At 66.4% G+C, this 20,241-nt stretch carries 19 protein-coding genes; 10 read left to right on the forward strand and 9 right to left on the reverse strand.

The window, feature by feature from the left end:
- The first annotated feature begins 57 nt into the window (after positions 1-57).
- Positions 58-1,035, forward strand: coding sequence for a hypothetical protein (locus JIP62_RS05590; RefSeq protein ID WP_201103915.1), 978 nt, complete (start codon positions 58-60; stop codon positions 1,033-1,035).
- Complete coding sequence (locus JIP62_RS05595) at positions 1,032-2,132, forward strand: DUF2336 domain-containing protein (RefSeq protein ID WP_201103916.1); 1,101 nt, start codon at positions 1,032-1,034, stop codon at positions 2,130-2,132. Before JIP62_RS05590 ends, JIP62_RS05595 begins: the two co-directional genes overlap by 4 nt.
- Positions 2,133-2,192: 60 nt before the next feature.
- Here the strand turns inward: JIP62_RS05595 and JIP62_RS05600 are convergent, their stop codons facing one another.
- Both JIP62_RS05600 and JIP62_RS05605 read right to left on the reverse strand, forming a co-directional pair.
- Positions 2,193-2,621 carry a MucR family transcriptional regulator gene (locus JIP62_RS05600; protein ID WP_201104592.1) on the reverse strand — a complete coding sequence of 143 codons (429 nt, stop codon included), beginning with the start codon at positions 2,619-2,621 and terminating at the stop codon, positions 2,193-2,195.
- A 159-nt stretch (positions 2,622-2,780) separates the two neighbouring features.
- Positions 2,781-3,998, reverse strand: coding sequence for a DUF2336 domain-containing protein (locus JIP62_RS05605; RefSeq protein ID WP_201103917.1), 1,218 nt, complete (start codon positions 3,996-3,998; stop codon positions 2,781-2,783).
- A gap of 128 nt (positions 3,999-4,126) precedes the next feature.
- On the opposite strand from JIP62_RS05605, the gene JIP62_RS05610 reads away from it, so the two are divergent.
- Positions 4,127-4,864, forward strand: coding sequence for a hypothetical protein (locus JIP62_RS05610; protein ID WP_201103918.1), 738 nt, complete (start codon positions 4,127-4,129; stop codon positions 4,862-4,864).
- Between the two features lie 7 nt (positions 4,865-4,871).
- On the opposite strand, the gene cysK is transcribed toward JIP62_RS05610, so the two are convergent.
- A complete protein-coding gene (cysK, locus tag JIP62_RS05615) occupies positions 4,872-5,852 on the reverse strand; it encodes a cysteine synthase A (protein ID WP_201103919.1) in 981 nt (326 codons plus the stop codon).
- Positions 5,853-6,143: 291 nt separating this feature from the next.
- Here cysK and JIP62_RS05620 point away from each other — a divergent pair, with 291 nt between their 5' ends.
- Positions 6,144-8,267: a TonB-dependent receptor domain-containing protein gene (locus tag JIP62_RS05620; RefSeq protein WP_201103920.1), complete on the forward strand. Its 2,124-nt coding sequence runs from the start codon at positions 6,144-6,146 to the stop codon at positions 8,265-8,267.
- Positions 8,268-8,727: 460 nt separating this feature from the next.
- On the opposite strand, the gene JIP62_RS05625 is transcribed toward JIP62_RS05620, so the two are convergent.
- Positions 8,728-8,919, reverse strand: coding sequence for a hypothetical protein (locus tag JIP62_RS05625; protein WP_201103921.1), 192 nt, complete (start codon positions 8,917-8,919; stop codon positions 8,728-8,730).
- A gap of 209 nt (positions 8,920-9,128) precedes the next feature.
- On the opposite strand from JIP62_RS05625, the gene JIP62_RS05630 reads away from it, so the two are divergent.
- The 6 genes from JIP62_RS05630 to JIP62_RS05655 all read left to right on the forward strand — a co-directional run bounded on the left by JIP62_RS05630 (position 9,129) and on the right by JIP62_RS05655 (position 14,057).
- Positions 9,129-9,266: a hypothetical protein gene (locus JIP62_RS05630; RefSeq protein ID WP_201103922.1), complete on the forward strand. Its 138-nt coding sequence runs from the start codon at positions 9,129-9,131 to the stop codon at positions 9,264-9,266.
- A gap of 196 nt (positions 9,267-9,462) precedes the next feature.
- A complete protein-coding gene (locus tag JIP62_RS05635) occupies positions 9,463-9,630 on the forward strand; it encodes a hypothetical protein (RefSeq protein ID WP_201103923.1) in 168 nt (55 codons plus the stop codon).
- A gap of 914 nt (positions 9,631-10,544) precedes the next feature.
- A complete protein-coding gene (gene fliI, locus JIP62_RS05640) occupies positions 10,545-11,885 on the forward strand; it encodes a flagellar protein export ATPase FliI (protein WP_201103924.1) in 1,341 nt (446 codons plus the stop codon).
- Positions 11,886-11,901: 16 nt separating this feature from the next.
- Entirely contained in the window at positions 11,902-12,312 is a 411-nt protein-coding gene (locus JIP62_RS05645; RefSeq protein ID WP_201103925.1) for a flagellar export protein FliJ, read from the forward strand.
- A 5-nt stretch (positions 12,313-12,317) separates the two neighbouring features.
- Positions 12,318-13,379, forward strand: a complete 1,062-nt coding sequence (locus JIP62_RS05650) for an endo-1,4-beta-xylanase (protein ID WP_201103926.1) — start codon at positions 12,318-12,320, stop codon at positions 13,377-13,379.
- Positions 13,380-13,505: 126 nt separating this feature from the next.
- Entirely contained in the window at positions 13,506-14,057 is a 552-nt protein-coding gene (locus JIP62_RS05655) for a hypothetical protein (protein WP_201103927.1), read from the forward strand.
- Positions 14,058-14,174: 117 nt separating this feature from the next.
- On the opposite strand, the gene ctrA is transcribed toward JIP62_RS05655, so the two are convergent.
- From ctrA to cckA, 5 genes are all read right to left on the reverse strand, one after another.
- Positions 14,175-14,879, reverse strand: coding sequence for a response regulator transcription factor CtrA (gene ctrA / locus JIP62_RS05660; protein ID WP_201103928.1), 705 nt, complete (start codon positions 14,877-14,879; stop codon positions 14,175-14,177).
- A 185-nt stretch (positions 14,880-15,064) separates the two neighbouring features.
- Positions 15,065-15,322 carry a hypothetical protein gene (locus tag JIP62_RS05665; RefSeq protein ID WP_201103929.1) on the reverse strand — a complete coding sequence of 86 codons (258 nt, stop codon included), beginning with the start codon at positions 15,320-15,322 and terminating at the stop codon, positions 15,065-15,067.
- Positions 15,323-15,392: 70 nt separating this feature from the next.
- The gene (locus JIP62_RS05670) at positions 15,393-15,785 is read right to left on the reverse strand and encodes a hypothetical protein (RefSeq protein WP_201103930.1); all 393 of its coding nucleotides are present in this window, start codon (positions 15,783-15,785) and stop codon (positions 15,393-15,395) included.
- Between the two features lie 86 nt (positions 15,786-15,871).
- Positions 15,872-17,704, reverse strand: coding sequence for a DUF885 domain-containing protein (locus JIP62_RS05675; RefSeq protein ID WP_201103931.1), 1,833 nt, complete (start codon positions 17,702-17,704; stop codon positions 15,872-15,874).
- 385 nt (positions 17,705-18,089) lie between these two features.
- Complete coding sequence (gene cckA, locus JIP62_RS05680; protein ID WP_201104594.1) at positions 18,090-20,096, reverse strand: cell cycle histidine kinase CckA; 2,007 nt, start codon at positions 20,094-20,096, stop codon at positions 18,090-18,092.
- Positions 20,097-20,241: the final 145 nt, after the last annotated feature.

Genomic DNA, 20,241 nt, shown 5'->3' on the forward strand with positions numbered 1-20,241 from the left:
GGTTAAGCCCGCCCCGGCTAAGGTACCGCTCTCATGCTGTCACAGCGGGAGTTGTCCTTGCGTCGCGCCCCCCTCCTCGTCTCCACCCTGGCCGTGTGTGCGGGTCTGGGGATCGGCGCGCCTGCCATGGCCCAGCAACCCCCGGCCCGTGACGGCCAGGGGGCAGGCCTGCGCTATTTGTCGTGGTCGGGTCGCCCGGCCCCCACCGTCACCGCTCAGCCTCAGCGAAGCGAAGCCCGCCCCCAGTCCGGCGTCAGCGGGCGCAGCGACCTGCGCCGTCCCTCGCCCATCATTCCCCACGCCGGCGCCGATGCGGGAACCGGCTCGGCGACGCGCGTGGCCGAAAGCCCCTATCGCCCTGTCACCAGCCCCGCTCCCCGAACCGGCCTGACGCCCGCTGGAGCGTGGATGGGCGGCCCCCGCTACAGCCAGCCGGCGGTGTCCGATAATCGTCCGGCCGCGATAGAGACGCCGCCGCCCGCGCCGATGCCTGCACCCGCCCCTGTCTCTGCGCCCGCGCGGCAGGCCCCCGCCCCAGCCCCTGCCCCTGCCCCTGCCCCTGCCCCGCGCTTCACCTCGGCTGAGGTGGCGGTGGCTTCGCGCCCGGCGGCTCAGCCCCCGGCCCGAACAGAGACAACGGCGCCGAGCGTCCCCGACCAGCCCGTCGACGACCCCATGGCTCCACGTCGCGATGCGCCGATCTTCCGCATCCAGCGCGATGCCGCATCACCCGACACCGTCGCCGGGAACGGCAGCGCGCCCCCCGCCGGATCCGGCGCCGTCGTCGCCACCTCCGCCAGTCCCGATGCCCCGCGTCAGGGCTCGCGATACTATTCCGTCCACCGTCAAGCCGGTCGCCAGCCCGACCAGATCGCCATGCCGGAACAGATCTATCTCGATGCCGTGCCTATAGAGCTGGGCGATGCCCCTGCCACCGAGGACCTGGCAGAGCCGCCCGCAGCGCCGCAGATGGCGCGCAACGCCCAGGGCCGGCTGGTGCCCGTCCCCGCTGCCACGGACTCCGACCTGCCATGAGTCAGCCGAACGCCGCGCCGGGCTCGCGTCTGCCCGACCTGATCGCCCTGGCCAAAAACCCGTCCAGCGAGAACCGGCGGGCCCTGCTGCGCGAACTGACCGATCACTTCTTCGGCCACACCACCCAGACCCCGGCCGAACAGGGTCTGTACGGCGTCGTCCTGGCCGAACTGTCGGCGGACATGGAGGTCGCGGTCCGCCGAGAAATGGCCGCCCGCTTTGCCCCTATCGCCGATGCCCCCGCCGTCCTCATCCGCCGCCTGGCCCTGGACACCGCCGAGGTCGCCGAGCCGGTGCTGCGCCAGTCCCCGGTTCTGACCGATGACGATCTGCTGGGCGTGGTCCGCACCCGCGGCCAGGATCACATGCGCGCCGTCTCGGCCCGTGCCTCGGTGTCCGAGGCAGTGTCCGAAGCCATCGTCGAACGGGGCGACGACCAGACCCTGAACACCCTGCTTCGCAACGATGGGGCCCGCCTGTCGCGCGCAGCCTCCGAGGCGGTGGTGGAACGCGCCAAGGCCAGCCCGAACCTGCACGCCGCCACGGTCGAGCGCGCCAGCCTGCCGCCCGATCTGCTCAACGACATGTATTTCGTGGTCGAGGCGCGGCTGCGCCAGCAGATCCTCGAACAGAACGCCCGCCTCGATCCCGCCTTGCTGGAAAGCGCCCTGGCGGCCGGCCGCGCCAAGGTCGCGACCCAGGACGGAGCCCTGCCCGCCGACTATGCCGACTGCCTGGCCTATGTCGAAGAGCTGAAGGCCGCAGGTCAGCTGACGCCCCAGATGCTGGCCCGCTTCCTGCGCTCGGGTGGCAAGACCTCCTTCCTGATCGCCCTGGCCCAGTTGTCGGACATCGATTTCCACACCGCCAGCCGGATCGTGGAGCGCCGCGAGCTGGACGCCCTGGCCGTGGTCTGCCGCGCCGCCGACCTGGATCGGGCGCTGTTCCTGACCTATGCGGTCGTGCTGCTCAACGACGACGGCGATGCCATGGGCAAGGCGCACGCCTATGCCCGCATGTATGCCGAACTGACCCGCGAGGCGGCCCTGCGCACCCTGCGCTTCTGGCGGATGCGACGCGGCGCGGCGGCGGCCTGAACGAAAAACGCCCGCCCCTGTCACCAGGAGCGGGCGTCTCTGTCGATCCCTAGGACCGAGTTACTTCTTGGCGCGGCCCGTGGCGGCGGGTTTGCGGCCGCCCTGACCCAGACCCATCTGCTTGGCCAGGTCCGACCGGGCCTTGGCATAGTTGGGGGCGACCATCGGATAGTCCTTGGCCAGGCCCCACTTGGCCCGATAGTCCTCGGGGCTCATGTTGTACTTGGTACGCAGATGCCGCTTCAGCGACTTGAATTTGCGACCGTCTTCCAGACAGATCAGATAGTCAGCCGCAATCGACTTGCGGATCGGCACGGCAGGTTCCTTGACCTCGGGCTCCGGCTCGGGGGCGCCGGTCGAAACCTGCGAAAGGGCAGCGTGAATATTGGCGATCAGCCCAGGCAGGGCATCGGCCGAGACACTGTTGTTGCCGACATAGGCAGAAACGATGTCTGCGGTCATTTCCAGCAGTTCGGACTTGTCTTCCATGGCGGACCTTTGCTTCATCAGAGCGTTTTTATTGATCGAGAATCACGATCATCGTGCCCGCTCCATAGAAGCGATCCCCGCTAAAAGCAATGCACAGCCCCCGTACAAATACAGTTGCAGCCTATTCAGAATAGGTGACGACAGCTTGGCTGTCCGTGATCAACGACCGAAGTCTTGGGCCAAGGCCATCATGGCCGCGCGCTCCGGAGCCGAATAATCGTCGGCGGTTTCGTCCTCGCCGTCGCGGATGGCCTTCATCAGGGCCGGTGTGAGGGCCGATGACAGGGACCAGTTCCAGTAACGCAGCACCGTCTGAGCCCGGTCCACCGCCAGCATTTCATAGGTGATCTGGACCCGCTCCCAGTCCGGGTGGGGCGAACCGTCTGCAGCCGTCTCCGGCCGCCGCATCGACCGCCACAGGGCCAGCAGATCGCCGCGTCCCATGCCCGTGGCCTTGCACAGGATGGCGAGAGGTTCGCCGCCGACATCGCCCATGATCTTGGCCCCCGTCAGCGGCTTCACACCGGCCAGAAAGGCGATCTCGGACGCCACCTCGCGGTTCAGGCCGTCACGGGCGGCGGTCGCGACCGCCTGTTCCAGACTGTCGAACGGACTCTTGGTGATGGCGGCGCGGTTTCTCTGGCGTCGCTCGATGAACTGCAGGGCCTTTCGGGCCACCGGATCGGCCCAGTTCTCGGCCGCCATCATTGGAAAGACGTCTTCGGACACCTCCTGCATCGCCTCGCGCGATACGGCAAAGCGCTGCAGGATCGTGCGGCGGTCTTCGGCCCCGCACCACCAGAACATCACATAGGCCCCGGACGGGCGCAGTTCCGGGCGTCGCAACAGCCACAGGCACAGGTGGGTCGACTTTCGGCTCAGGCTGACCACCGACTCGATCCCGACCTGCGACAGGCGGGCCGAGCCGTTGCGCAGCACCGCCTCGATCACCTCCGGCTCGTTGAACCCGATCAGCGTCTCGGTCACCACCTCGGACAGGCCGCGGCGACTGGCCATCAGAAACCGGTGCTGGGTCGTCGTGTCACGCGCGCAGGCCACAAGGTCGGCATCGCTCAGCGACGCACACTGATCCAGCAACAGGCCTGCGATCTCGGGATCATCCCTCAGCAGCATCCGCGCCAGGCTGTTGGGCAGTTCGGCAAGAGGGGCGATCCGCATCGCCACCCGCTTGCGCTCGCGCGGCTCGGCCAGGCGCAGCATTTCGACCAGCAGGTCGCCGGTGACCGCCCGTTCAAAGGCGTTGATCCGGCTGGCAGGCAGGGAGACGACATCGGCCAGGCGCTTCAACAGCGCATGGCGCGCCCTCAGCCCCGGCTGGGGCTCAGGCGAGGCGGAAATGGCCGCTGGCTCTGACATGTCGCTGCCAGCATAGGCCCGCGCCGGTTAACCGGGCGTGAGGGCCCCGTCGTCCCGAACGACCTTGACCGTCCGCCCCGTTTGTCGGCTATCTGGTTTGACTCTGAATATCCCCGGAAAATGCCCTGATGACCGATGCCAAGGACGCCCCTCCGCCTCGTCGGTCGGCCAGGGACGGTGGCCTTCATGACCTGGCCGAGGACACCATGGGCTTCGGCCTGCTGGAGGTCCGAACGGCCTGGGCCATGCTGGTTCGCCCCCGCCGCAGCCTCGAACTCTATATGACCCTGGGTCCGACGGCCGACGGGACGCTGGCGCGGCCACTGCGGCTGTATCTGGCGCTCAACGCCATCATGATGCTGATGATGTTCCTGTTCGGCGGCATGGAGGGCATGTTTGAGGGGGTGCCGCCGGGGGCGATGGAGGCCTTGGCCGACAACGCCGGCAAGACGCTTGAAGAATTCCTGGCTGATGCCGATGGCTGGATGAGCCTGGCGATCGTTCCGATTGGGTCGGCCATCTATGCCTTGGTGCTGACACCCTTTCTGCGCTGGTGGGACCCGGACGACCTGGGCTGGCGCAAAGGTTTCCGGGCCACCTTCGTCTTCCTGAATGTCCTGACGGTCCCCTTCCTGCCCCTGACCCTGCTGATGTTCGATCCGCGCCTCATCGCCTGGTCGATGCCCATATTCGTCGCCCTGACGATCTATGGCTTCCTGCGGGCCGGGCGCGGGCGGTGGTTCTCGAACTGGGCGATGGGCATCATCAAGGCGATGGTCCTTGGCCTGGTTATTGTCATCGCCCAGTTCGTCACGTCGGTTCCCTTGCTGGTCATCGGCTTCCTGGGCGGCACCTACGGGGCCTGACGCCCCGTCACAGTCCCTCGAACAGTGCCGTCGACAGATAGCGTTCGGCGAAACTCGGGATGATGGCCACGATGGTCTTTCCCGCATTCTCGTCCAGGGCGGCCAGGCGGAAGGCGGCGGTCAGGGCGGCCCCTGAACTGATGCCCACCGGGATGCCTTCCACCCGTGCCGCGCGCCGCGCCATGGCGAAGCTGTCGTCGTTCGAGACCCGCTCCACGCCATCGATCACCGAGCGGTCCACGATGGAAGGCACAAAGCCCGCGCCGATCCCCTGGATCTTGTGCGGCCCGGGCTCTCCGCCCGACAGGACCGGGCTGTCCGTCGGTTCCACGGCGATCATCCGGATGGACGGTTTGCGGGCCTTCAGCGCCTGACCCACGCCCGTGATGGTGCCGCCGGTGCCGACGCCGGCCACGACGATGTCCACGGCCCCGGCCGTGTCGGCCCAGATTTCCTCGGCCGTGGTCACCCGGTGAATGGCCGGATTGGCCAGGTTGTCGAACTGCGAGGGACTGACCGCTCCCGGCGTGCGCTCCTTCAGTTCCTGGGCCATGGCGATAGCGCCCTTCATGCCCTTTTCGGCCGGCGTCAGCACCAGTTCCGCCCCCAGCAGGGCCAGCATCTTGCGCCGCTCGATCGACATGGATTCCGGCATGACCAGAATGAGCCGATACCCCTTGGCCGCCGCCACAAAGGCCAGGGCAATGCCGGTGTTGCCGCTGGTGGGCTCGATCAGCACCGTGTCCGGTCCGATGTGACCGGCCTGTTCCAGCGCCTCGACCATGGCCACACCGATCCGGTCCTTGACCGAGGCGATGGGGTTGAAGAACTCCAGCTTGGCCAGCACCGTCGCCTTCGGCTCCAGCTCGGCCGACAGGCGCGGCAGGCGCACCAGCGGCGTGTCCCCGATCGTATCCACGATGGAGTCATAGACCTTGCCCCGCCCCGCCTTGGCATGGCGCGAGGGATCATAGGCGGCAATGGACATGGGGGAGCTCCACGAAATCTGGGGTGGTCCACAAGATAAGCCCTCCGCCACCGATGCAAGGGGCGCGGCAGCCATTTCTCCTGTCAGCGCCTGCCAGCGCAGGTCGCAGCCTACCTGTCCGCCTTGCCCCCACAGCAGGGGGAAGGCTCGCCTGGGATAACGGCGGAAAACCACCCGATCGCGGCACAGCCGCATCACGGTGACGCTTCGTCGCCTTCACGCCACATTTGCACTTGCAATTCGTTCTCAATTAGCAAATGAGAGGCGCTCGCAAGTTGATGAGGCCCTCCCATGTCGTTCCGCTCCACCTCCCTCGCCGCCGTCCTGATGCTCGGCGCGTCTGCTCTGGCCCTGTCGGCCAAGGCCCAGGAGGCGACCCGCGTCGACGATCTGGTGGTCACCGCCTCCGGTTTCGAACAGCGGATTGAACAGGCCCCGGCCTCGATCACCCTGATCTCGGGACAGGAGATCCGCAGCCAGCGCGCCGGATCGATCGCCGAAATCCTGGCCGATATCCCGGGCGTCGACATCGGTGGCGCGGTCGGCAAGACCGGCGGCCTGAACATCAACATCCGGGGCCTGGGGTCGGACTACACGCTGATCCTGATCGACGGCCGCCGCCAGAATACGGCCGGCAGCGTCACCCCGAACGGCTTTGGCGAGACCTCCACCAGCTTCCTGCCGCCCGTCTCGGCGATCGAGCGGATCGAGGTGGTGCGCGGGCCGGTCTCGACCCTATATGGGTCCGACGCCATCGGCGGCGTGGTGAACATCATCACCAAGAAGGTCGGCGAAACCTGGCAGGGCACGGTCGCAGCCAATGCCACCCTGCAGTCGGACGACGAGTTCGGGAATCTGTACGGCGGCGATGTCTATGCCAATGGGCCGCTGGTCTCGGGCCTGCTGGGTCTGGCGGTCAGGGGCAGCTATCTGACCCGCGAACAGTCCTCTTTGACGTTTGACACCGTCGCGGGCACCCCCGCCCCGGTCACCGGCTTTGGCCGCAGCGCGACCGAGAGCGAGATCTGGACCCTCGGCGCGCGCCTCAGCTTCACGCCCCACGCCGACCACGACCTGTGGCTGGACCTCGATGTGGCGCGCCAGTGGTACGACAACGCCAACAGCCAGCTGGGCACCTCGACCACGGCCGGTGGATACGGCGATGCGCTGGAGTTCAACCGCGACCAGGCGGTCCTGGCGCACGATTGGCGTCTGGGCTTCGGCGAGCTTCAGAACACCCTGTCCTGGGGCCGCACCGAGACGATCGGCCGGATCATTCCCAATGGTGTTCCAGGCGCCGGCGGTCCGCGCGATCTGGAGACCGAGAGTCTCATCCTGGACACCAAATTCTCGTCGCAGTTCGGCAACCACACCTATACCCTGGGCGGCCAGTACTGGGACGCCACCATGACCGACGGCGTGGCCCCGGCCCCGTTCGAGTTCACCCAGTGGGCCCTGTTTGCCGAGGACGAGTGGCGCCTGTCCGACACCCTGGCCCTGACGCTGGGCGGGCGATACGACGACCATTCCACCTTTGGCGATCACTTCAGTCCGCGCGCCTATCTGGTGTGGAACGCCACCCCCAACTGGACCATCAAGGGCGGCGTCAGCCAGGGGTTCAAGACCCCGCGTCTGGAACAGCTGGCCCCCGGCATCAACGGCTTCGGTCAGCAGGGGCGGCTGCCGCTGCTGGGTTCGCCCGGCCTGCAGCCCGAGACCAGCACCGCGACCGAGGTCGCCTTCTTCTATGACAATCGCGATGACTTCCGTGCCAGCCTGACCCTGTTCGACAATCAGTTCGAGGACAAGATCGCCGCCGGTCCTCCGCTGGTGAACTGTGCCTTCGGGGTGTCGGCGGCCGACTATGCGGCGGGCAACTACAACCAGACCGGATGCACCGACGTCGGCTTCTTCCCCAATGCCGCCACCTTCGGACAGAGCGTCAACATCGACGAGGCGGTCACGCGCGGGGTCGAGGTCAACGCCCGCTGGGCCTTTGCCGACGCCTGGTCCGTCAGCGGCAATTACACCTACACCGACAGCGAGCAGAAGTCGGGGGCCTCTGCCGGCCTGCCTCTGACGGACACGCCGGAGCACATGGTCAATGCGGCCCTGAACTGGCAGGCGACCGATCGGCTGTCGGCCTGGGTGCGGGGCGAATACCGGTCAGAACGCTATCGCGGCGCAGGCGCCGCTCGCGACGCCCTGGGCGACTACAAGGCCTATGAGGTCTTCCACCTGGGTGGGGCCTATGACCTGACGGACCGGGTCACGCTGAACGCCGTCGTCTACAATGTCTTCGACAAGGATTTCGTCAGCCTGCTGCCCTATGGCACCCCGGTCCTCTATGCGCCGGAATACACCAACAATCAGGAGCCGCGCCGTCTGTGGGTCTCTGTGCGGATGGACTTCTGATTTCCGCATGGATTAACCACGATATCGTCCGCACCAGGCGAAATCGAACCAAAATACAGCTAAAACTCGCCATCTTGGCGCAAGCGTTTGCAAGGTGACAGGCCAAGGCCGATACCGGGATCGCTTCTCGACACGGCCTGGTGGCGGAGTGGCTACGCGACGGGTGTGCAAACCCGCAAACCCTCCGTTCGACTCGGAGGCCAGGCCTCCAGTCTTTGCGCGGCGACAGCACAGCTGTCGCCGCCACTGACATCCGAACATCGCCGTGGTCTAAGCGTGGCCATTCCCATGACCGCCGGTGATTCGAGCCATGACTGTTCTGCCCCAGACCGACACTGCCCCCACCGCCGACAGGGCGACCTGGATCGCCCCCGTGCTGGATGTCATGCTGGCGACCGAGGCTGAGGCCAGGCCTTCGATCCATCGGATCCGCTGTTCGCGTCCTGAGCCGCCGCCTAGGTCAGACTCCGGCCAGAGACCGCAGCATGGTCAGTGCCGCGCCCTGAAGCCGGGGATCGGTGATCCGCAAATAGGCAAACACCGCATCCTGAACGTCCGGACGCGCAACCGCGTCGATCAGGACCGGCGGAACGGGCAACCGTTCCCTGGCCCTTGTCGTCGCAAACTGACCCACCTGGCCGTCGGCACCCATCGTCACCGTCCCGCAATGACCCGGCGCACGACGGATCCGTGCCATTCCGGGCGCGACCAAGGCCGCACCAGGTCCGACTGCATCATGCGGGCCATGGATTTTGACGGGTCGTCAGGCGGAGCCGGACTGCCCCTGTCCCCCATAGCCACCCCAACCTTCTCGGGCTATCGTTGATCTACCACAGACCCCACCAGATACGGGACGCGATTATGACTGCTGCAGGCCAGGCTGAGCCGATCACCGAAGACACCAAACTGGCCTGGGTCGCCCCCACGCTGGACGTCTGCACGGCAAGCGAAGCGGAGTTTAATGCTGGTGGCGCTTCGGACGGCCTGGCATTCTCTTGAAGCGCCCACGCGGGCCCTTCCGATTGGGTCGCATCCAGCGGGCGTCTGCCCCCCCGACCGCGGATTGGGCCCTGGCGTCAACAAGCAAACCGTCTAGCCAACTTCGGCGATCTGCATTAAGCGACGCTTCTGTGTGAAAGCTTAGCTGGCTATCGTGTCCTGTCGGCCGACCTCGGTCGCAGGTCTCTGGCAACCCATGCCCGAGGGGATCGAAATGAAAACCGAAGTCGAAATCCAGACGGCTGACCGGGTCGCTGAAACCGAAAACCGCCTGCCTTGGACCGCGCCGAAACTCGAGTTCCAACCCGCAGAGAATGCCGAAGCGGGCTCGTCCGGCACCGGGGATGCCAGCATCTTCTCCTGATCCCAAGCTTTGGGGATGCGGCGCTCGTATCCCCAAAGCCACCGAGACGACTGACCCCTGGCGGTGACGGCCAAGGTCACGCGGGAGCATCGGCCATGATGCTCCCGTTCGCTCATTTGTCTCGGCCGTCACTCCCTTGGGGGTACATCCTTTCGTTAGTTATACCGCCGCGGATGGAACCGGCCATGATTCCGACAGTGCAACCCTCACCGATCCCCGAGACCAAACTTGCTTGGATTGCCCCCTCGCTGGAGGTCTGTGCGATGGACCAGGCAGAAGTCCAAACCGGCATGGGTGGGGATAGCTATCAAAGCTCCTGAGGCAGGCCCTTTGCGAACAGGCGTTCACGGCGCGTTAACCACGATCGCCCATCCCTGATCCTCAGGTTTCGGGGATGTGGAGTGCACCGTCTGGTCAAGGCCATTGAGGCGATCGCCCCCCTGGTGGTGACCGGCAAGGTCGCGGCTGGCCGTCGGCACCCATCGTCACCGTCCCGAAATGACCCGGCGCACGACTGATCCGTGCCGATCCGGGCTCGGCCGAGGCCGCATACGATCCGGCTGCATCATGCGGGCCATGGATTTTTACGGGTCGTTAGTCCTGGCCACCGCTTTCTGTCTGTCGCCGATGGTCACCGCCCGCCTGTTGAGCTATCATTGGTCCCTCAACGACAGGCCCAGTGACGGGAAAGCGACCATGAATACGCCAACAAATACTGCACCGGTCACCGAAGAGGCCAAACTGGCCTGGGTCGCCCCCACGCTGGACGTCTGCGCGACAGGCGAAGCGGAAGTTATGACCGCTGCCGGTGGGGACTCCACTGGAGGCTCCTGACCCAGGCAGCCTGTCGATGAGCCTTTACGGCGCGTTAACCACGATCGCCCATCCCTGATCCCAGGTTTCGGGGATGTGGCGTGCACAGTCTGGTCAAGGCTATCGAGGCGATCGACCCCCTGGTGGTGACCGGCAAGGTCGCGGGGGTCAGCGGTCTGTTGATCGAATCCCGTGGCGGCCTGTCTCGCTTGGCCGTGGGTGCCCGCGCCGAGATCGGGCGGCGCGGCATGGCCCCCCTGCCCGCCGAGGTCGTAGGCTTTCGCGATGCCAAGGCCCTCTTGATGCCCTTCGGCCCGGTCGAGGGCGTGGCCCCCGGTACCGATATCCGCATTATCGACCAGGCCGCCGCCGTGCGGCCCACCACGGCCTGGATGGGCCGGATCATCGACGCCTTTGGCACCCCCATCGACGGCAAGGGCCCCCTGCCGACCGGCCCGGCCGCCTATCCCCTGCGCGCCCCGCCGCCCCCGGCCCATTCGCGCGGCCGGGTGGGTGAAAGGCTCGATCTGGGCGTCCGGTCCATGGACGTCTTCACCACCACCTGCCGGGGCCAGCGCCTGGGCATCTTCGCCGGATCGGGCGTCGGAAAATCGGTGCTGCTGTCCATGCTGGCGCGTCAGGCGACGTGCGACGTCGTCGTGGTCGGCCTGATCGGCGAACGGGGCCGGGAGGTGCGCGAATTCGTCGAGGAGACCCTGGGCGAAGAAGGTCTGCGCCGCGCCGTCGTCATCGTGGCCACCAGCGACGAACCGGCCCTGAAGCGTCGCCAGGCCGCCTATATGACCATGGCGGTCGCCGAATATATGCGGGACCAGGATCTGGAAGTCCTGTGCCTGATGGACTCGGTCACCCGCTTTGCCATGGCCCAGCGCGAGATCGGGCTGGCCGCAGGCGAGCCCCCGACCACCAAGGGATATACCCCCACCGTCTTCACCGAACTGCCCAAGCTGCTGGAACGGGCCGGGCCGGGGCCGGTGCGCCCCGACGGCACCACGGCCGCACCGATCACCGCCCTGTTCACCGTCCTGGTCGACGGCGGCGACCATGACGAGCCCATCGCCGATGCCGTGCGCGGTATCCTGGATGGCCACATCGTCATGGACCGCAAGATCGCCGAACGGGGACGCTTTCCCGCCATCGACGTGCTGAAGTCCGTCAGCCGTACCCTGCCCGGCTGTCAGACCCCGCCCGAGCGTGAACTGAACCGCCGCGCGCGCCAGTGCCTCAGCGCCTATGCCAATATGGAAGAGCTGATCCGCATCGGCGCTTACCGGACCGGCGCCGACCCGATCGTGGACCGCGCCATCGCCCTGAACCCCGCCCTCGAAGATTTCCTGGGCCAGGACAAGGACGATCACACGTCTCTTTCCGATTCCTTTACCCGCCTGGAAGCAATCCTGAACCAGGGCATGATCCAGTGACCGGAGTTTCCTGACTATGACCGCCTGGGCACAATCGCTGATCCGCATCTCCAACTATGAGGTCGAAACGCTGCAGAAGCGTCTGGCCGAGATCACGGCACGCCGGGCCAGCACCGAGATGCGGCTGGCGGTGCTGGACGCCGAGGTCGAGATCGAGCGCGAACGCGCCCGCGCCGATGCCGACGCGGCCATGCTGCTGCAAAGCTATCTGCACGGCTGGAAGCTGCGCAAAGGCGCGGCCGAGGCCGATCTGACGGTTCTGGACCACGAAGAGGAAGGGGCGCGCGACGCCCTGACCAGCGCGTTCGAAGAGCTGAAGAAGTTCGAGCATGTCGCCGAACTGACCCGGTTGAACGCCGTCATTGCTGCCGGCAAGCGCGAGACCGCCGCCTTTGACGAACTGGGACTGCGGCGCCGCGCGGGCTGAAGTCGATGACCACGCGCCGCGCCCTGCTGACCGCCCCTCTTGCATTGGCAGCCTGCGAGCGTTTCGCCACAGCGGCCCCTGTTCCGGCCGCCATTCCTCCGTTGAAGGCGGCCCCCTTCCCGGTTGGGACGGCGTTCAAGACCGATCACATCGCCGATCCGGCCTGGGTCGCCCTGGCCCGGACCCACATCTCCCAGCTGACGCCGGAATGGGAGATGAAGATGGAATACATCCTGGCCGATGGACTGGCCCGTCCCCGGTTCGATGGTCCCGACCGCCTGGCCGCCTGGGCCAAGGCGGAGGGCCTGCCCATGCATGGCCACACCCTGATCTGGTATGCCCAGGGTGAGGAAGCCTTCACCGGCCTGGACAACGCCGCCTTCGACCGGGCCTTCGACGGCTATATCGCCACGGTGGCCGGCCGCTATCGCGGGATCGCGCGCAGCTGGGACGTGGTCAATGAGCCGATCCTGGACGACGGCTCGGGCCTGCGCGACTGTCACTGGTCGCGGCGCTATGGCCAGGACGGCTATATCCTGCGGGCCTTTGAAAAGGCCCAGGCCGCCGATCCCGATGCGATCCTGTTCCTGAACGACTACAATCTGGAAGGCATACCGGCCAAGGGAACGCAGTATCTGAAGCTGGTCGAGCGGCTGCTGAAGGCGGGATGCCCGCTGCAGGGCCTGGGCACCCAGTCGCATCTGTGGATCGACATGCCCGACGGCGTGATCGCGGCCTTCATCCGTGAACTGGCCCAGTTCGGCCTGCCCATCCATGTGTCGGAACTGGACGTCACCCTGCGCACCGACAATCCGCTGGATCTGCGCTCGATCGCCGAGCGGATGGCGCGCCAGGTCGATCGCGTCACCGAACTGGCCGAAGCCTTCGTCGCCCTGCCGGCCGCCCAGCGGTTCGCCTTCACCGTCTGGGGCCTGCGCGACACCGACAGCTGGTATCGCCAGGGCGAAAAGGACGACGGCAAGGACCGCCCCCTGCCCTTCGACGGCGCCGGAAATGCCAACCCGATGGCGGTGGTCCTGTCACGAGCGTTCAGGGCGGCAACCTAGGCAGGGTGACCCATGAATGTCCTGACCATCCTGCGTTCGGTCGAGGAACTTCTGTATGAGGTCATGGCCTAGCTGCTGTGCTATCCGCTGACCCTGTGGAAGACGCTGCGGCGCCCGCTTCAGACGATGGCCTATTCGGACCGCGAGCAGAAGGACAAACCGGACAAGCAGTATCTGGAAACGCTGAGCCCGCCGCTGTTTCTGGTGCTCAGCATTCTGCTGGCCCATGGCGCTGCCTTTGCGTTCGGACTGGAGGTGTCGAGCGCCAGATCGGAGATCGCGCAATACGTCGTCCATAACGAGCAGGCATTACTTGCGCTTCGGGCGCTGATTTTCGGCCTGCCTGGACTGGTCTTTGCCTGGCTGGTCCTGCGGCTGACGGGCAAGCGGATTGATCGCGAAGGCCTGCGTACGCCCTTCTTTGCTCAATGCTATCTGTCGGGCGCGACGGCCATTCTGGTCAGCCTGGGCTTTCTGGGCATCCGCCACCCCAGTGAGGCGGCGACCTTGGCGGGCACCGCCGTGATCCTGGGCACCACGGTCTGGTATCTGGGGGTTCAGTGGGCCTGGTTGCGCCGTGAAGCGACCCTGAGGCCCCTGCCTGCATTCGCCCTGACGATCGTGGCCTTCACCGGATCGATGGCCCTGGCCGGGGCGGCAGGCGCCTTGTTGAGCTGAGACTGAGCGCGAGCAGATCGCTGCCGACGTAGCCGCCACCGGGCCGTCCATGCCCCATGCAAAACGCCCGCCGGTTTCCCGGCGGGCGTTGGGTCGCTTCTTCCCTGAAGTCGTGTCTTAGGCGGCGGCGCTCTGAGCGGCACCTTCCGACGGGTCGCGCAGGACATAGCCGCGTCCCCAGACGGTCTCGATGTAGTGTTTGCCGCCGGCGGCCGTGGCCAGCTTCTTGCGCAGCTTGCAGATGAAGACGTCGATGATCTTCAGCTCGGGCTCGTCCATGCCGCCGTACAGGTGGTTCAGGAACATTTCCTTGGTCAGGGTCGTGCCCTTGCGGAGCGAGAGCAGCTCCAGCATCTGATATTCCTTGCCGGTCAGGTGGACACGGTGACCGTTCACCTCGACCGTCTTGCCGTCCAGGTTCACCGAGATCTCGCCGGTGGTGATGATGGCCTGGGCGTGACCCTTGGAGCGACGGACCACGGCGTGGGTGCGCGCGATCAGCTCGTCCTTGTGGAAGGGCTTGGTCATATAGTCGTCGGCACCGCCGCCGAAGGTCTTGACCTTGGTCTCGATCTCGCTGGATCCCGACAGGATCATGACCGGCGTATTGACCTTGCCGACGCGCAGCTGGCGCAAGACTTCCAGGCCGTTCATGTCGGGCAGGTTCAGGTCGAGCAGGATAAGGTCGTAGTCATAGATCTTGCCCAGATCGATGCCTTCTTCGCCCAGGTCCGTCGTATAGACGTTGAAGCCCTCGGACTTGAGCATCAGCTCAATGCTCTGGGCGGTCGCGTGATCGTCTTCAATCAACAGAACGCGCATCAACGCCCCTCCAAGGCAAAGCTTAAATCTGATGGCCCCACATAGGCTGCGGGTAACCTTGTTCGGACGTTAACCGCGCAAAACCTTAAGAACGGTTAACGCCGACCCCGATGCGAATCGTAGGCTGATTTGCGAATCGCCGTCGAGAGTCCACGAGTCAAGCGAGGCGGTTTTTTCGCAGTGTCTCAGTTTGAAATCATGAGCCCCAGTCCGAGCAGGTAACCTGCTGCTTCGAGCGCAAGAGCGATCAGAACGTGAGCGATATAGATCGGCACTATTCCAAACCACGAACCCTGCGGAATGGCGCGTCGGGCCTGCCACAGTTGAAGGGCAGCTATCAGAGCCGCGATTGTCACAGCCGCAATGATCGCGACCAAAGAGGGCATTTGAGCGAGGGCGATAAAGAACCCGGCCACTGCGGTCTGCAACTTGAGTAGCAGCATGAGTCCAACACGCAGTTTTTAAACTGAGACACTACCGGCTGTCGGCGACCAACCGCTGGGTCCTAGGCTGTCAGCTGGGCGGCAGCTGATAGGGGTTTTCGACCGACACCGCCTGCCCCGGTTTCAGGCCCAGTTCGTCGAAGGTCCAGACCAGTTCGACGCCCCCGACCTGGGGCGAGGTGCAGTCGTCGGGCTTGACCCGGCGCAGGGTGATGATCGCCCGGCCCACGCGCTGCTGGACCACCGGGATCAGGTCATCCTTCACCGTACAGCCGTTGGAGCTGACCCAGAACACCGCCTGATCGTTGGCGACGGCGGCCGCATGCAGGGGCTCGACCTGACCGGGTGCAGGCGCGACCGACATCGAACGGCCCATCAGACGATCAGGCAGCAGCCCGCACCCCGCCAGCGCAGCGCTGGCCGCAGCGACAACGATGATCAAGGCGCGACGAGTGGTGCGCACGGGCGTCCCTCCAGATGACCCGTGCGCAGTGTCCCCCAATTCGCCGAAAACCGCACCTGTTTCCTTTAGGGAAAGAACCGATCCGATCAGGCTTGCGCCGCAACCCAGTCGTTGATGACGCCTTCCAGCACCTTCAGCGGCACCCCGCCGGCCGCCAGGCCGACGTCATGGAAGCCCTTGATGTCGAACCGGTCGCCCAGGGTCGCTTTGGCCTGTTCGCGCAGACGCACCCATTCCGAATGGCCGACCTTGTAGCTGGAGGCCTGGCCCGGCCAGACGGCATAGCGCTCGACCTCGGTCGTGACGGCGCTTTCCTGGTCGCCCAGGGTCTCGACCATATAGCGGATGCCCTGTTCGCGGCTCCAGCGCTTGTAGTGCAGGCCGGAATCCACGACCAGGCGCGCGGCGCGGAACATCAGGGACTGAATGGCCCCGATCTGGCCCCAGGGGTCGTTGGCATACATGCCGATCTCGTCGGCCAGCTGCTCGGAATACAGGCCCCAGCCCTCGGTATAGGCCGAGAAGCCCAGCACCTTCATCAGGATCGGCGCGTCGGGATTTTCCTGCTGCAGGGCGATCTGGAAGTGATGGCCCGGCACCGCCTCGTGATAGGTCAGGGTCGGCAGGGTGAATTTCGGCCATTCGGCCGTGTCGCGCAGGTTGATGTAATAGGCGCCGGGCCGCGAGCCATCCAGCGCCGGGCCCTGATAGTAGCCGCCGGGCGCGCCGGCCTCGATGTCCTTGGGCACCCGCCGGATGTCGCAGGCCGATTTCGGCAGGCGGCCGAAATATTCCGGCATCCGGGCCATGCAGGCATCCATCTGCACGTTCAGGTCGGCGATCAGCTGTTCCTTGGCCTCGTCCGTATTGGAATAGACCTGACCCGGCAGGTTCGCGATCGAGGCGATGCGCTGGCCCACCGTGCCCTCGGTCAGGCCCTGGGCCCGCAGCAGGACATCGGCGCGCGCCGACAGTTCGGCCACCTGTTCCAGGCCCATCTGGTGGACCTCTTCGCCGGTCATGTCGGTGGTGGTGAAGAATTTCAGCCCATAGCCATAATAGCGGTCTCCGCCCTCCAGACGCCACACCCCGGCATCGTGGGTGGCATTGGGACGCTGGGCCGCCAGGGTGTCGCGCTGACGCTTCAGGGCCGGCAGGACCGTTTCATTGACGATGGCGAGCGCGCGTCCGGCCCAGTCGCCCTCCAGCCCCTTGTCCGCCGCCCGGCGCGCAACCGAGGTCACCAGGGTCATTCCGGCGGGATCGGCGTTCAGCATGGCGTCCATCTGGACCGTCGTCTTGTCGATGACGAAGTCCGGCGGCACGGCCCCGGCCGCGAAATCGGCCAGCATCCGCTCGGTCTCCTGGTCGAACGCCGTGCCCATGGCCGACAGACGCGACAGATAGGCCTCAGCATCCTCGGCGGTCTCGATCGTGTGCTGGCTGTCCAGGAAATCGGGCAGGGAGCGATAGGCCCCGCTCAGCTGGCTGACCGTATAGGGCGAGGGGAACAGACCGCCGCCATAGGGAAAGGCCTGCCCTTCCTGGGCGGTGTCACCGAAGAATTTGACCGAGTCGTAGTGGATCTTCGACGCGCTGGAGAGGGTGGAGCGGTCGATGGCGTTCAGCTCGGCCATCAGGCCGTTGAACTCGATCTTGTCCGCCTCGATCTTGGCCAGCGACCGATCGTCCAGACGCGACTTCATCACCGCTGCCGGGCCCTTGTCGAGACCCAGGCTGGTCAGGGTTTCAGGCGAGGTCATCAGCATCTGGCGGACGATCTTGTCCATCACCGCCGTCAGAGCCGCATCACCGGACGATGCGGTGGCGGCCGGCGCCGTCTGGGCCAGGGCCTGACCCGAGGCGGCAAAGCTGGAGGCGGCGATGGAAACGGCGAGGAAACGGCGGCGGTCGAACATGAAATGAGAACTCCTGATCAGCCGTCATCGAAGCGCGGCCGTCGTTGATTGGCAAGTTACCGATCCGTCAGAGGCCAATGTCCGCTCCCCTCCGCAGCATGGGAGGAAACTCAACTCTCCTCTCCATCGCCCGGCGATGGGGAGGTGGCGCGGCGGCCACTGGGCCGCCGTGACGGAGGGGGCGACCCTGGCGGAAGACGCTCCAGCGCCGTCCTGCCGATGAAGTCGAGGACATGGGGAAGTTCGTCCCTGACGTCTCGCGCGGTGATGCGGATCACGCGGATGTTGCGCGTCGCCAGCCCCGCCGATCGCCGCCGGTCCAGTTCGGCCCGTGGATGCGCCGTGCCACCTCCCCATGCCAAGTCATGGGGAGGAGAAATCAGGCTCAGGCCGTGCGCAGCTGCTGCTTGACCCGCTCGGCCAGGGTCTTGATGTCCAGCGGCTTGGGCAGGAAGGACACGCCCGCCTCGTCCTGCAACAGATCCGAGAAGTCGCTTTCGGCATATCCGGAGATGAACATCACCGGGGCATCCCCCAGGAAGGGCCGCGCCTTCTTCAGCAGAGAGGGACCGTCCAGCCCAGGCATGATCACGTCAGAGATCAGCATATCGATCCGGCCCGCCCATTCTTCGGCCAGGACCAGGGCCTCCTCGCCGTCACCGGCTTCAATCACCTCATAGCCGCGCTGACGCAGCAGGCGGGCTGCGATCTTGCGAACCGCCGGTTCATCCTCGACGAACAGGATGCGCCCGGCCCCGGACAGGTCGCGCGGGGCCTTGATCTTGACCTCGACCGGGGCGACCTCGGCCAGCTCGGCCTCTGCGGCTGCCGGCAGGAAGATGCGGAACACCGCCCCGCCCGTTTCGGCATTGGTCACCCCGATATGACCGCCGGCCTGCTGCACGATGCCATAGACGGTGGCCAAGCCCATGCCGGTGCCCTCGTTCACCGCCTTGGTCGTGAAGAAGGGCTCGAAGATCTTGTCCAGCAGCTCGGGCGGCACGCCCGGCCCGGTGTCGGCGACCTCGATCAAGGCCACTTCGATATCGACCGGGGCGTCCATCCAGCCCTGGCTGCGGGCCTCGTCGGGCGACAGGCGGCGCGTGCGGATGGTGACGACGCCCGCCCCCGGCTCGACCACGCCGCGCATCGCGTCGCGGGCATTGACGGCCAGATTCATCACCGCCGTTTCCAGCTGGCTCTTGTCCGCCAGCACGACCGGCAGATCGCGGCCATAGTCGGTTTCCAGCCGCACGTCCTCGCGCAGCAGGCGACGCAGCAGCACGGCGAACTCGCCCACCAGTTCGCCCAGGTCCAGCCGTTCGCGCCGCACGGTCGACTTGCGCGAAAAGGCCAGCAGCTTGCGGACAAGGTCGGCGGCGCGGATCGCCGTCTGGCGGATCTCGTTCAGCCCGTCATAGGAGGGGTCGCCCACCGGATGCCGTTCCAGAAGGTCCGACAGCTGCAGCTGGATGGTGGTCAGAAGGTTGTTGAAGTCGTGCGCCACCCCGCCCGCCAGCTGGCCCACGGCCTGCATCTTCTGGGCCTGGAACAGCTGCACCTCCATCGACTTCTGCGAGGACACGTCGAACAGCCATATCCGCCGGGCCTCGCCCTCGGGCGCGACATACAGGTGCAGCATCCGGTCGGGATGGGCGCGGGCCACCAGTTCAATCGGGCCGGACGACCCGGCCGCCAGCTTGGTTCGCGCCTCGGTGACGCCGCCCGGCTCGAACAGATGGCCAAAGGCCGCGTCGCGAGAATGGGCCGGGCCGGTCAGGGCCCCCAGGGCCGCATTGGGCGCTTCCACCCGCCCGGCGAACAGGTCGGCATGGGCGATGACGCAGGACCCGAACGGCGCCCCCGCCGCCATGGCCCGGCCATCAGCGCCGGACGACGGGCTTACCACCGGGGCGGACGGCACCACGGCCACCTCGACCTCGGGCGCGGCGCGGACCAGAAACCGGCCCTCGCCCGCCTGTCCGATCAGGACCTCGATCTCGCGCTCGCCCACGGTGACGATGGCGCGCCCCTGCTGACCCTGCCGCGCCTGGGCAAAGGCCATGTAGAGCGCCTGGCCCGACCGTCCGGCCGAGGCGGATTTGGGCAGGGCCACGGTCGCGCCGTTCTGCTCGGCCCAGGCCGCATTGAAGGCCAGCACCTGACCCGAGGCCCAGACCAGGGCCGCCGGTTCGGACAGGGCGTCCAGCATCTCGACCGCTGTATCGCCGCTGGGCGCACGGGCCGTCTCATTCCGGTTGAAGGCGAACAGGCCGATCAGGGCCACGGCCCCGGCGGCGAAGATCAGGATGAAGCCCGGCGCGCTGAACGGCTCGGCCCGAAACGCCGGATAGGCCATGGCCGCCACGACCACCACCATGCCGCACACCATGGCGACCAGCAACGGATCGATGAACGGCCGGGTCGTCGGCGAGGGATGCGATGTCTGCGAGACCGCCGCCTCGGCTGTCGTTTGGGCCAGGGCCATGGGACCTCACGCGCGAATCAGAGTTCGGATGATACGCCACATTTGGCAC

Origin of the sequence: Brevundimonas vitisensis (assembly GCF_016656965.1) — a bacterium.
Classification (GTDB): Bacteria; Pseudomonadota; Alphaproteobacteria; order Caulobacterales; family Caulobacteraceae; genus Brevundimonas; species Brevundimonas vitisensis.

Excerpts from the sequence above, each read along its gene's own strand:
- JIP62_RS05595 (WP_201103916.1), top strand. The coding sequence starts at position 1,032 with ATGAGTCAGCCGAACGCCGCGCCGGGCTCGCGTCTGCCCGACCTGATC.
- JIP62_RS05600 (WP_201104592.1), bottom strand. The coding sequence starts at position 2,621 with ATGGAAGACAAGTCCGAACTGCTGGAAATGACCGCAGACATCGTTTCT.
- JIP62_RS05605 (WP_201103917.1), bottom strand. The coding sequence starts at position 3,998 with ATGTCAGAGCCAGCGGCCATTTCCGCCTCGCCTGAGCCCCAGCCGGGG.
- JIP62_RS05610 (WP_201103918.1), top strand. The coding sequence starts at position 4,127 with ATGACCGATGCCAAGGACGCCCCTCCGCCTCGTCGGTCGGCCAGGGAC.
- cysK (WP_201103919.1), bottom strand. The coding sequence starts at position 5,852 with ATGTCCATTGCCGCCTATGATCCCTCGCGCCATGCCAAGGCGGGGCGG.
- JIP62_RS05620 (WP_201103920.1), top strand. The coding sequence starts at position 6,144 with ATGTCGTTCCGCTCCACCTCCCTCGCCGCCGTCCTGATGCTCGGCGCG.
- JIP62_RS05625 (WP_201103921.1), bottom strand. The coding sequence starts at position 8,919 with ATGGGTGCCGACGGCCAGGTGGGTCAGTTTGCGACGACAAGGGCCAGG.
- JIP62_RS05630 (WP_201103922.1), top strand. The coding sequence starts at position 9,129 with ATGACTGCTGCAGGCCAGGCTGAGCCGATCACCGAAGACACCAAACTG.
- JIP62_RS05635 (WP_201103923.1), top strand. The coding sequence starts at position 9,463 with ATGCCCGAGGGGATCGAAATGAAAACCGAAGTCGAAATCCAGACGGCT.
- JIP62_RS05645 (WP_201103925.1), top strand. The coding sequence starts at position 11,902 with ATGACCGCCTGGGCACAATCGCTGATCCGCATCTCCAACTATGAGGTC.
- JIP62_RS05650 (WP_201103926.1), top strand. The coding sequence starts at position 12,318 with ATGACCACGCGCCGCGCCCTGCTGACCGCCCCTCTTGCATTGGCAGCC.
- JIP62_RS05655 (WP_201103927.1), top strand. The coding sequence starts at position 13,506 with ATGGCCTATTCGGACCGCGAGCAGAAGGACAAACCGGACAAGCAGTAT.
- ctrA (WP_201103928.1), bottom strand. The coding sequence starts at position 14,879 with ATGCGCGTTCTGTTGATTGAAGACGATCACGCGACCGCCCAGAGCATT.
- JIP62_RS05665 (WP_201103929.1), bottom strand. The coding sequence starts at position 15,322 with ATGCTGCTACTCAAGTTGCAGACCGCAGTGGCCGGGTTCTTTATCGCC.
- JIP62_RS05675 (WP_201103931.1), bottom strand. The coding sequence starts at position 17,704 with ATGTTCGACCGCCGCCGTTTCCTCGCCGTTTCCATCGCCGCCTCCAGC.
- cckA (WP_201104594.1), bottom strand. The coding sequence starts at position 20,096 with ATGGTGTGCGGCATGGTGGTGGTCGTGGCGGCCATGGCCTATCCGGCG.